This is a genomic window from Ruoffia tabacinasalis (assembly GCF_042652985.1).
Lineage (GTDB): Bacteria > Bacillota > Bacilli > Lactobacillales > Aerococcaceae > Ruoffia > Ruoffia tabacinasalis.
Map to the genome: position 1 here is coordinate 18247 of NZ_JBHSHQ010000049.1, position 12021 is coordinate 30267.

11 protein-coding genes are annotated in these 12021 nt (G+C 36.5%); 9 read left to right on the plus strand and 2 right to left on the minus strand.

Annotated features, from left to right (window positions below; all coding sequences use genetic code 11):
* The first annotated feature begins 15 nt into the window (after positions 1-15).
* From ACFO5Y_RS08255 to ACFO5Y_RS08265, 3 genes are read left to right on the plus strand one after another with little or no spacing between them, the layout of a single operon-like run.
* Positions 16-1500: a DUF5068 domain-containing protein gene (locus ACFO5Y_RS08255; protein WP_197104576.1), complete on the plus strand. Its 1485-nt coding sequence runs from the start codon at positions 16-18 to the stop codon at positions 1498-1500.
* 18 nt (positions 1501-1518) lie between these two features.
* Positions 1519-2199, plus strand: coding sequence for a DUF554 domain-containing protein (locus tag ACFO5Y_RS08260; protein ID WP_197104575.1), 681 nt, complete (start codon positions 1519-1521; stop codon positions 2197-2199).
* Positions 2200-2229: 30 nt separating this feature from the next.
* On the plus strand, positions 2230-3981 hold the full coding sequence (locus ACFO5Y_RS08265; protein WP_197104574.1) for a M3 family oligoendopeptidase: 1752 nt from the start codon (positions 2230-2232) through the stop codon (positions 3979-3981).
* Positions 3982-4038: 57 nt separating this feature from the next.
* On the opposite strand, the gene ACFO5Y_RS08270 is transcribed toward ACFO5Y_RS08265, so the two are convergent.
* Positions 4039-4686 (minus strand): type 1 glutamine amidotransferase, encoded by a 648-nt coding sequence (locus tag ACFO5Y_RS08270; protein ID WP_197104573.1) that lies wholly within the window; start codon positions 4684-4686, stop codon positions 4039-4041.
* A 22-nt stretch (positions 4687-4708) separates the two neighbouring features.
* The gene (locus ACFO5Y_RS08275; protein ID WP_138405052.1) at positions 4709-6049 is read right to left on the minus strand and encodes a Mur ligase family protein; all 1341 of its coding nucleotides are present in this window, start codon (positions 6047-6049) and stop codon (positions 4709-4711) included.
* 288 nt (positions 6050-6337) lie between these two features.
* On the opposite strand from ACFO5Y_RS08275, the gene ACFO5Y_RS08280 reads away from it, so the two are divergent.
* The 6 genes from ACFO5Y_RS08280 to upp are packed head-to-tail and all read left to right on the plus strand — an operon-like array spanning position 6338 to position 11822.
* Positions 6338-6943 (plus strand): thymidine kinase, encoded by a 606-nt coding sequence (locus ACFO5Y_RS08280; RefSeq protein WP_197104572.1) that lies wholly within the window; start codon positions 6338-6340, stop codon positions 6941-6943.
* Positions 6936-8015 (plus strand): peptide chain release factor 1, encoded by a 1080-nt coding sequence (gene prfA / locus ACFO5Y_RS08285; protein WP_197104571.1) that lies wholly within the window; start codon positions 6936-6938, stop codon positions 8013-8015. The genes ACFO5Y_RS08280 and prfA overlap by 8 nt, the downstream gene beginning before the upstream one ends.
* The gene (gene prmC / locus ACFO5Y_RS08290) at positions 7999-8850 is read left to right on the plus strand and encodes a peptide chain release factor N(5)-glutamine methyltransferase (RefSeq protein ID WP_197104570.1); all 852 of its coding nucleotides are present in this window, start codon (positions 7999-8001) and stop codon (positions 8848-8850) included. Before prfA ends, prmC begins: the two co-directional genes overlap by 17 nt.
* 14 nt (positions 8851-8864) lie before the next feature.
* Positions 8865-9908 (plus strand): L-threonylcarbamoyladenylate synthase, encoded by a 1044-nt coding sequence (locus ACFO5Y_RS08295; RefSeq protein WP_197104569.1) that lies wholly within the window; start codon positions 8865-8867, stop codon positions 9906-9908.
* 28 nt (positions 9909-9936) lie between these two features.
* A complete protein-coding gene (locus tag ACFO5Y_RS08300) occupies positions 9937-11160 on the plus strand; it encodes a serine hydroxymethyltransferase (RefSeq protein WP_197104568.1) in 1224 nt (407 codons plus the stop codon).
* Between the two features lie 23 nt (positions 11161-11183).
* On the plus strand, positions 11184-11822 hold the full coding sequence (gene upp, locus ACFO5Y_RS08305; protein WP_197104567.1) for a uracil phosphoribosyltransferase: 639 nt from the start codon (positions 11184-11186) through the stop codon (positions 11820-11822).
* Positions 11823-12021 lie beyond the last annotated feature (199 nt).

Sequence of the window (12021 nt, forward strand, 5' to 3'; positions counted from 1 at the left end):
AAAAGGTTGAAGTATATGAACAAACACATTAACAAAATGAAATTTTATAAAAAAATAGGGCTCGTATTTATTGGAGTTCTGTTCCTTGTCGGTTGCGGCAAGATTGAAGAAACAATTGAAGAGGTTGTTTCTAGTCAAGAAGTAAGTCAAGTAGAATCAGATGTTACACCTTCAAGTGCGGAAAATGCTGAAAATGAAACAGCCATTGATGCGCGCTTTGTGCCAGAATTTAGTCAAGTGATTGCTGAATTTAGAAACAGTGATGTTTTAACACTAGCGGAAGAGTCTAACTTTAAAGTGAATGAAACATTCTCTCAAACACAGAATAATTTTCAATTAAGTGTCGAGAATATGGAAGTCTTTGAAGTTGACAGTGCCGATGAATCTGTAAGTAGCGAATTTAACTATGAAGACAATCCAGGTGCAGTTATCTTAATGGAAGTTGCTATAACAAACTTAACAGATGAAACGATTTATTACCCGATTGAAGGCTTAAGAATGAGTTATCAATCAGCAGATATGCAAATGCACCCATCATCCGCTTTATATCCAGCTCAAAGCGGGGATTTAACGAAAATACTCGAACAAAATAACGGCGAAATAAGACCAAGCATGACTGTTAACGGTTATCTTATTTATAGCCTTGGTCAGGATGAGTGGGAAGAAGCATCAGATTTAGGAAATGTTTACCTAACTGTTGTACCACCTCAGTCGGAACCAGATGCCATCTCAGGAGTGGGTGCAAGTTTACTAGGAGATGAACGCGTTCTTTACTTACCTTTAGACGAGGAGACTCAAGAGCAATTATCTGAGAATAATCAAATGATTCCAGATCGTTTATCATCAGAATGGTGGGGTCAAAAGACGATCTTAGCTCAAGATGAATTGAACGAAACGAGTGAAGATGACGATGTTTCAGTTGAGTTATTAAGAGCTGAAATCAGTGATTTTGAACCGAAAGATATTTATGAAGAAAATTTTCAAAACTTTAATTATGGTCAAATCATCGTATCTATTGAGTATGAAGTTACTAATAATAGCGATCATGAACTCCTTCCAGTAGATGGGGTTGCCACTTTACAAATTGGTGAAGATAGCTTGAATAGTGATTACGTCTTAATTAATGATTACAACGGTACGGTCATCAAACCAGGAGATAGTTATACAACAATTAAGACTTTTGCCTTAGATAAACTGAGATATCAAGAAGTTTGGCAAGGGGAACCCTTATATATCGCGATTAACACACCAGTGAAAAGTGATGATGAAGAAGAATTAGAAGAGGAAGCTGCAGAAGAAACAATTGAAGATAGCGACGATTTAATTTATTACTTTGATTTCACTTGGACACCTAATTTGGTTAATTACATCAATGAAGATTTAGATGTTGTAAGTGAAAGTGAATATCAAACGGATAATGAGTCACTTGATGAGAGTGACTCAGAAGAAGTTGAAGAGGAAGAGAGTTCAACTGATGAAGCGAGTGATGAATTAAATTAATCGAATGGGAGTTGGAATATGGGAGCAATCGTTAATGCAGTAGCCATCATTGTGTGTTCTTTGATTGGACTACAAATTCGTTCAGGTATCCCTGAGCGAGTACAAAAAAGTTTAATGCAAGCTGTTGGCTTGTGTGTTCTATCTATCGGAATTGCCGGTGCAATCCAAGGGAATAATACTATTGTTATGATTTTAAGTATTGTTCTTGGAACACTCATTGGCGAGTGGGTTGATATTGATCGCCGTGTTCTATTTGGCATTAATAAAGTAGAGAAGAAAATCGGTAAAGGTAGTGCCAAATACGGTGACCTTTCACACGGAATGGTCAGTGCCGCAATGATTTTCTGTATTGGATCAATGGCCATTGTCGGATCTTTAGAAAGTGGCCTCATTGGTGACAATACAACTCTTTATACGAAAAGTATCTTAGATGGTATTACATCGATTCTATTAGCATCATCTTTAGGTATTGGTGTTACCTTAGCATCAATTCCTGTTCTATTGATTCAAGGAAGTATTATTATTTTTGCTGGCTTACTAGAGCCTTGGCTACCCGCGGATGTCATCACAGAGATTATCTGTGTAGGTTCTGTATTATTAGTTGGCTTAGGCTTGAATATGATTGAAGTCACTCAATTCAAAATAATGAATTTTGTTCCAGCAATTATCTTACCTGTAATAATTATGTTATTTATTTAAGTAAATGTAGAAAAGAAAGGGCGTTATAAAATGTACAAATGGCAACTCGATGATTTATATGTAGGCTATGAGAGTGAAGAATTTAAATCGGATTGGGCAAAATTAAAGCAATTCGAAGAGGATTTTAACCAATTAACTTTAGAAGATAATTTAGAAGATATTAAAGCGGCTGTGAGATTTAAAGAAGACTTATTAATTACAGCAAGACGCATTGGATCATTCATTAGCCTAACATTATCAACAAATACAACTGATGAAACTTCGACTAATTATCGTGGTCAGTTTTCAAAAGTAATGTCACAACTGACTAAAAACCAAATTATCTTAGATCGTTTTTTAGGAAGTATTACAACCGATATTACTCAAGATAGTGAGTTATCAGACTATATATTTGCCTTTAATGAATTGAAAGAAGAAGCAAAGCATTTATTAGATGAAGATATTGAAGCAGTGATTTCAAAACTAGATAACTCAGGTGCAAGTGCTTGGTCAAACTTACATACATTCTTAACTTCTACAGTAGAAACTGACGTAGATGGAACAACATATACGTTAAGTGAAATTCGAAACTTAGCTTATGATGCAGACCAAGATGTACGTAAAAAAGCCTATGAAGCTGAATTAGCCATGTATGACAAAATTAAAGACCCCGTTGCTTTCTCATTAAATAATATTAAACAACAAGTTCTAACAACTTCATCATTACGTGGCTATGAGTCACCCATAGATGAAACGTTGCAACAATCACGCATGGACCGTAAAACATTAGACAGTTTAATGACAGCAATTCAAAAATACTTACCTGAATTCAGACGTTATTTAAAACAAAAAGCCACTTACTTAGGACATAAAAATGGCTTACCATTCTATGATTTATTCGCACCCATGGGTGAAGCAAGTCAACAATTCTCAGTTGAAGAATCTGGAGAATACTTAGTAAACCACTTTAGACCTTTCTCAGATAAGTTAGCTGATTTAGTGCAAGAATTTTACGATAAGAACTATGTGGATTTCATTCCAAGAAAAGGTAAACGAGGCGGGGCGTTCTGCTCAAACTTACCATTTATTGGTCAATCACGGATTGTGACAAACTTTGATGGGTCTCTATCTAGTGTCATTACAATGGCACATGAATTGGGCCATGCGTATCACGGTTCAATTATTCAAGCCCATAAACCATTGAATTGGTCATATTCAATGCCAGTTGCAGAAACAGCGTCTACATTTAACGAAACATTAATTATGAATGACTTGTTAAATAATACAGATGATGAAGTGGAGCAACTTGCTTTAATCGAATCATTATTACAAGATACGACTCAAATTATCGTTGATATTTATTCACGTTATTATTTTGAAACAAAATTAATTGAAGCAAAAGAAGATAAATTCTTATTCAGTCAACAACTGGAAGAGTTAATGAAAGAAGCTCAATTAGAAGCTTATGGCGACGGGTTAGACCCAGATTACTTACATCCATATATGTGGGTAAATAAAGGTCATTATTATTCAGCTGGTTTAAGTTTCTACAACTTCCCTTATGCATTTGGTGGTTTGTTCGCTAGAGGATTATACACAATCTATGAAGAGCAACCAGAAGGGTTCGTTGAACGCTATGATGAGTTATTGAAACTAACGACAGTCTCATCTGTTGAAGACACAGCAAAAGCGATGGATGTCGACGTCTCGGATGTTGCGTTCTGGGAGAAATCTTTAGACACGTTTGTTAACTACATCGATCAATTTGAAGAAATCACAAACAAATTAATGACAACAAAATAATTAAACACAAAAAATTATCCCTGACTTTTTCAATAAAAAATGAGTCAGGGATAATTTTTATTTATTTTGTATCGCTAAATCAACAATATGTCTTGCGAGCCATTCATTTCGAACGAGTAAGGGACCGTGGAAGTAAGAGCCGAAGGTGTTTTTGTAATGAACTCCTTCAGTTTGGTCCACACCGTTATTCCCGTTTCCTATTATAACACGCCCCAGAGGTTTTAACTCAGATCCTAGATGAGTGACGCCGTTGTGGTTTTCAAAGCCATAATAAGTTTGATCATTTTCTTCATCATAGATTTCAATATCACCTATAAAACGAGAATCAATTTGTCTCTCAGTATAATGAGGTAAGATATTCATACCCTCTAAACGATCACCAGCGGCATTAATGTAGTATTGACCAAGTAATTGAAAGCCACCACAAATGGTTAACATAACACCGTCGTTCTCGATGAACGATGCAATTTCATCGCGGATGCGAGGTAAATCTTGCGAGACAATCTTTTGTTCATAATCTTGCCCACCACCGAAGAAAAGCAAATCAAAATCTTCAGCTAGAAAGTCATCACCTAGACTGACAATCGTTGTTTCAACCTGATAACCTGCTTCTTTAGCGTAATGCTGAAGCATTAGTAAGTTTCCATTATCGCCATATGTATTCATTAAGTTGCCATATAGATGACCAATTCGAATATTTTTCATAAAGGGCACTCTTTTCTTTAAGTTATTTTGTTATATAGCCTGCTTGAATTAATTCTTTTCGTAAATCCAGCATGGCTGTATAAGTTGCGAAGATATGGACACTGTCTGTCTTCGCTTCGCGAGTCGCTTGAACCACTTCTTCTACAGAATTGAGTTCTTGAATGTCACCATCGAATAACTCTGCTACTTCTAAGCGTTTCGTCATATCTTCTTTACGCATTCCTGCAGTGTAGACAGATTGAATATTGAAATCAGACATCTTCTCGAAGTCTCCGTCCCAAATCCAACTCACATCTGTTCCATCAGCGTATTGATTGTTTAAAATCGCAATAAACGTCGATGGGTCTTTATCCAGGCCAACTAAGTCAATCACTTGATTTAAGCCGACGGGGTTCTTAACTAAATTAATTAACACTTGCTTGCCTTCAATATCTAAAATCTCTTGACGGCCAAAGACACGTTCTGCTTTCTCAAAGCCATCGTGAATTTGTTCAGGAGATAAATCAAAGAAGCGACCTAAACTATAAGCAGCTAAGGCATTGTAGATATTATACATTCCAGCGACTGGAATTTGGAATTGATAATCATTAATTGTAAAAGTTGAGTCTGTAATGTTCAAATCATCTAAACTCGTCACTTTATAGTCCAACTCAGGGCGTTTAAAGTCACAATTTTCACAATAGAATTTACCTTGGTTCGCATAAGTTAACGTGTGGTATTTTAACACGTGGTCACACTTAGGACATAAGATACCATCAGTGTTATGATGCGGAACGACATTGCCATCCATTTGATCTTCAAAACCAAAGTAAAGACGAGGGTTTGGTAAATCAATGGAATTTAAGATCGGCGAGTCTGCATTAGAAATCACTGTCGCTTCAGGCACTTCTTTTGCTGCATCAGCCATTAATTTATAAATTGTATATATTTCACCGTAACGGTCCATTTGATCACGAAAGACGTTCGTGTGAACAAATACTTTCGGCTGCACGTATTTGACAACGTGTTTTAGGGAACCTTCATCAACTTCAAGCACAGCAATGCCTTTTTTATTTTTCTCAAGGCGAGGGGCAGCTAGAAAAGTACTGACAATCCCTTGCTGCATATTTGAACCTGTCGGGTTAGTTAAGACGTGAGGGTAAGCTTCATTCAAAGCGTAGACACTTAACGCAGTCGTTAAGGTTTTACCATTCGTTCCAGTGATGATAGCAACATCATAGTTTTCACCTAATGTAGTTAGTATATCAGGGTCAATCGTTAAGGCTAGTTTACCGGGCAAACTACTTCCGCCACCAGTAAATTTTGTAAGAGCCCAACGAGATAGGCGGCCAACGTGAGTGGCAATATTACTTCTAAAGCTCATTCATAATTCTCCTTTGGTGAGTAAGATTACTCTTTTAACATTAGTATTTTAGCAATCATCCGTCTTAAAATAAAGTATTATATTTCCATAAAGTCATTCCAAAATACACTTTTACCATAATTGTAATCAAAGTCGAATGCAGGTATGATATTCTTAGTTAGGAATATATAGAGTATACCCTAAAATCACTTAAGATATTTTTATGATAATATTTCATCCAAGCAATTGACTAAGATGCTTGAGTATTTTATTATTAATAGTTGAGAGTAGAAAAGAAGGAGTTAGATCATGGCGAAACTGTACTTCAAATTCGGTGCAATGAATAGTGGGAAATCAATTGAAATCGTAAAGGTTGCACATAACTACGAAGAGCAAAATAAACCGGTTAAAATTTTTACGAGTGCTGTCGATACACGTACAAAAGTAGGCTTAGTTGCAAGTCGTACAGGATTAGAACGTGAAGCAACTCCGATTACGGATGACATGGATTTATTTGAAGAGATTGCTGCAATTGATACGGAGTTATATTGTATCTTAATCGACGAAGCGCAATTCTTAAAGAAACATCATATATTAGAACTTGCTCGTGTTGTAGATCAACTAAACATACCAGTCATGGCTTTTGGATTAAAAAACGATTTCTCAAACGAGCTATTTGAAGGTTCAAAATACCTTCTAATCTATGCTGACAAGATTGAAGAACTCAAGACAATTTGTTGGTATTGTCACCGTAAAGCAACAATGAACTTAAGAATTAATGACGGAGAACCGGTATATACAGGGGAACAAATCCAAATAGGTGGAAATGAATCCTACTTACCAGTCTGCCGAAGCTGCTATCACAATCCAGGCGGCGTAAACAAGTTAAAAGAAATGGGGAAAAATAATGTTTGAACAACTAGATTCGTTAATTTTTCGCTATGACGAAGTCAATGAATTACTAAGTGACCCAAGTGTGATTAGTGATACAAATCGTCTACGAGAATTAACAATTGAAGAAAGTGATTTAAGACCCAAAGTCGAAAAAATCAAACGCTATAAACAAGTTAATGAAGAAATCGGTGAAACAGAAGAAATTCTATCTGAGAACACCGACGATGAAATGGCTGAGTTAGCGAAAGAAGAATTATCATCATTAAAATCTGAGCGTGAAGAATTAGAAAGCCAAATTAAAATTATGATGATTCCTGAAGATCCAAATGATAAAAAGAATATCATTATGGGAATTCGTGGAGCAGCCGGTGGAGACGAAGCACAATTATTCGCTGGAGATTTATTAGATATGTATACACATTACGCTACTAACCAAGGTTGGAAAGTAGAAGTCATTGATGCAAACATTACGGGTATCGGTGGTTATAAAGAAGTAACCTTAATGATTTCAGGCGACAAAGTGTATTCAAAACTTAAATATGAAAACGGTGCTCACCGTGTTCAACGAGTTCCTGAGACTGAATCTCAAGGACGTGTACATACTTCAACGGCAACTGTAATCGTTATGCCAGAAGCGGAAGAAATCGATTTCGATATCGATGACAATGATATCCGTGTCGACATCTACCACGCGAGTGGAGCGGGTGGACAGCACGTTAACAAGACAGCTTCAGCTGTACGTTTAACACATATTCCAACGAATACAGTTGTTGCGATGCAAGATGAGCGTTCACAATTGAAAAACCGTGAAAAAGCAATGAAAATCTTACGTGCACGTGTGTTCGATAAAGTGCAAGAAGAACAACAATCTGAGATTGATGCAGATCGTAAATTAAAAATCGGAACAGGGGACCGCTCTGAAAGAATCCGTACATATAACTTCCCACAAAGCCGAGTGACTGATCACCGAATTGGACTAACAATTCAACAGTTAGACGCAATCTTAAGTGGTAATTTAGATGACATAATTGATGCATTAATTGTCTACGACCAAACTCAACTATTGGAGGAGTTAAATGGTCCAAACAGTTAATCTAACATTAGGTGAAGCTTTGAATAAAGCTTCACTTTTTTTAAAAGCTTCGGGGTTAGATGAGCATTTAGCAAGAACGTATTGGATGATGACTTTTGAACAAACATTAACAGATGTTGTACTAGGTTTGAATAAACCAGTCAAAGAAGAAATGTATACACACTATATGCGCATACTTGAACAAATCGTTGAAGGAAAACCCATTCAATATCTACTCGGCCATGCTTACTTTATGGAAGAGAAATTTAAAGTGACAGAACACACACTTATCCCAAGAGAGGATACGGCGGGTATTGTCACTTTATCTAATAACATTTTAGAAAACAAAGTGGATGCTAAAGTATTAGATATTGGAACGGGTACGGGAATTTTAGCTATAATGATTGCGAAGTTAAATACTAAGCAACACGTATTTGCTTCAGATATTTCACCTGAAGCACTCAAAGTCGCTAAAGAGAATGCATTAAATCACCAAGTTAATGTGGAGTTTATCGAAAGTAATTTATTTGAACACATTCCACAACAAAGCTTTGATCTTATCGTATCCAACCCACCTTATATTAGTGAAGATGAGTTGGATTTAATGGATGACAGCGTGAAGAAGTTTGAACCGCCATTAGCCTTATTCGCAGAAGATAATGGATTGGCGATATACAAACAGCTCGCTAAACAAATACAATCATATGTAAAGAAAACGAGCATGATCATTGTGGAAATTGGTTTCCAACAAGGAGAAGCAGTTAAAACTATCTTCTCTGAGACCTTTCCAAATTCCACTATTGAAATTATCCTAGATTTAAATGGGAAAAATCGTTACGTACAAATTGAATTGTAAAGTAGGTATATAGAATGAATAATGAAAAACTAAACAAAACTAAAATATTTGGGCGTGAAGAGTTGCGTGAAGCCGCGGATTCTTTAAAGCAAGGAGAATTAGTTGCCTTTCCAACTGAAACCGTCTTTGGCTTAGGTGCGATTGCGAACAACAATCAAGCTGTCAAACAAGTATTTAAAACTAAAGGACGACCTTCGGATAATCCTTTAATCGTGCATGTTCACAATATCAATTCAGTTTATGATTATGTTGAAGAAGTGAACGATGTGGCTTTGAAATTAATGGAAACTTTTTGGCCAGGACCTTTAACAATTATCTTTCCAGTGAAGAAAGGTATATTTGCTGAAAGTGTGACACCGAATCAAAAGACTGTGGGCATTCGCATGCCCAATCAATTGGAAGCTTTGCTTTTAATTGAGATGGTTGGCTTTCCTTTAGTAGGCCCAAGTGCAAATTTATCTGGTAAACCGAGTCCAACGTCCATTGAGCATGTTATTCATGATTTCGATGGAAAGATTGCGGGCGTCGTGAATAATTATTCTGAGTTCACACAAGTCGGTGTTGAGTCAACGGTAGTTTGGCCAACAGCAGAACGCATCGAGATATTAAGACCTGGTGCTATTACTCAAGCGATGTTAGCCAATGCAACAGGCATTGAAGTGTTAGAGAAATCGAGCGAGGAACAAATGAAAGATACTACAATTGCCAGTCCAGGTGTGAAGTATACGCATTATAGTCCGAGTCAACCTGTTAAGATGATTGATCCTTCTCATTCGCTTGAAGATTGGAAAGACTTTATTAATGAAACAGATTTAAAGATTGGAATCTTGGCACAGGAACATATTATTTCTGAATTACAGACAAATAGTATTGGCTTCAGTTACTATTCATTAGGGAGCAATGAAGAGCTTGAACAAGCAACTCAACGCCTATTTGCAGGCTTACGTTTCCTTGAAAGTAGTGACTGTGATGTGATTTTTGCGCAGGCATTTGAAGAGACTGATGAAACACATGCATATTTAAACCGTCTTTCTAAAGCATCGTCGAGTATGATATAATATGAAAAAATAACCTGGAGGTGTCACTATGACATTTACTGATGATACATTTGTATTTGAACAGATTAAGAACGAGCAACTACGTCAACAAAATGGGATTGAATTAATTGCGTCTGAGAATTTCGTTTCACCAAGTGTTTTAAAGGCTCAAGGGAGCATTTTGACTAACAAATATGCTGAAGGGTATCCTGGTAGGCGATATTATGGCGGTTGCGAATTTGTTGATAAAATTGAACAAATTGCGATTGATCGAGCAAAAGAATTATTTAATGCCGAGTATGCAAACGTGCAACCACATTCTGGTTCTAGTGCAAACTTAGCTGTTTATCGTGCCTTTTTAGAACCAGGCGATAAAGTTTTAGGTATGGACTTATCTCAAGGTGGTCATCTAACTCATGGCTCACCAGTCAACTTTAGTGGACAGTCTTATGAGATGTATAGTTATGGTGTTGATCCGACGACAGAATTCATTGATTACGATAAACTTGAAGAAATTGCTACAGAAGTCCAACCCAAAATGTTGATTGCTGGTGCAAGTGCTTATTCGCGTGAAATCGATTTTGAACGCATCGGTGACATCGCTAAAAAAGTGGGAGCGATCTACTTTGTAGATATGGCTCATATTGCTGGTTTAGTAGCGGTTGGAGAGCATCCAGATCCTATTCCTTATGCGGATGTTGTAACGACAACAACACATAAGACACTTCGAGGACCTCGTGGTGGGATGATTCTTGCGAAAGAAGAGCATGCGAAGAAATTAAACAAAGCGATATTTCCAGGTATTCAAGGCGGGCCATTGGAGCATGTCATTGCTGCCAAAGCTGTTGCGCTTCATGAAGCATTGCAACCAGCCTTTAAAGATTATATTAAGCAAGTAAAACTCAATGCAAAAGCAATGTCACGAATATTTGATCTAAGTCCACTAAGAATTATTTCAGGCGGCACAGACAATCACTTATTCTTAATTGACGTGACTCCACTTGGTATCACAGGTAAATGGGCACAAGAGCGTTTAGATGCAGTAGGTATCACTGTAAATAAAAACTCAATTCCATTTGATAAAGAATCATTTGTTCAAACAAGTGGTATTCGAATTGGAACAGCTGCAATTACTACACGTGGATTGAAAGAATCAGATGTAGAATTAGTAGCGGATTTTATCCTTGATGCTTTATCAGCAGAAGAGGACGAAATGTCAGAAATTAAAGACAAGGTCTATGAACTAATGAAAGACCGACCATTATTTAAATAATAAATTATCTTAGGAGGAATAAAATGGCAAAATTTGAGGTAGTAAATCATCCATTAATTCAACATAAACTAACAATTATTAGAGATAAAGATTGTTCAACAAAGGTATTTCGTGAAGTAACAAATGAAATTGGTATGTTGATGGCTTATGAAATTACGAGAGATCTTCCTTTAGAAGACATTGAAATCGAAACACCCATTATGAAAACAACTCAAAAACAAATTGCAGGTAAAAAATTAGCAATTGTACCAATCTTACGTGCAGGTTTAGGTATGGTAGACGGTATCATGGACATGATTCCAGCAGCTCGTGTTGGACATATCGGAATGTACCGTGACCCAGATACGTTAGAAGCGATTGAATATTTTGCTAAATTCCCACAAGATATCGACGAGCGTCGTGTGTTCGTTGTTGATCCAATGCTTGCGACAGGAGTTTCTGCAATCACTGCACTTAACCAATTAACAACAAAATATAATGTAAAAGAAGAAAACATTACATTTGTTTGTTTAGTAGCAGCACCAGAAGGAATTAAAGCTTTACAAGAAGCACATCCAAATGTAGATATCTACACTGCGGCTTTAGATGAGAAACTAAACGAACATGGTTACATCATCCCAGGTCTAGGAGATGCTGGAGATAGAATTTTCGGAACAAAATAATTAATTTAAGACTCGTTTAAAAAACGAATATGCTATTCATGATGACTGGACACAGACGAAGTTTAGAAATTTACTAGAATATAAAATATATTCATAGTATAATAAACGGCTGAAACGGTAAGTGTACTTTGTACCCCATCGTAATAGTTATATTCGTTTTTTAATGTCTACAAACAACGATTGACTCACTATATCTAAA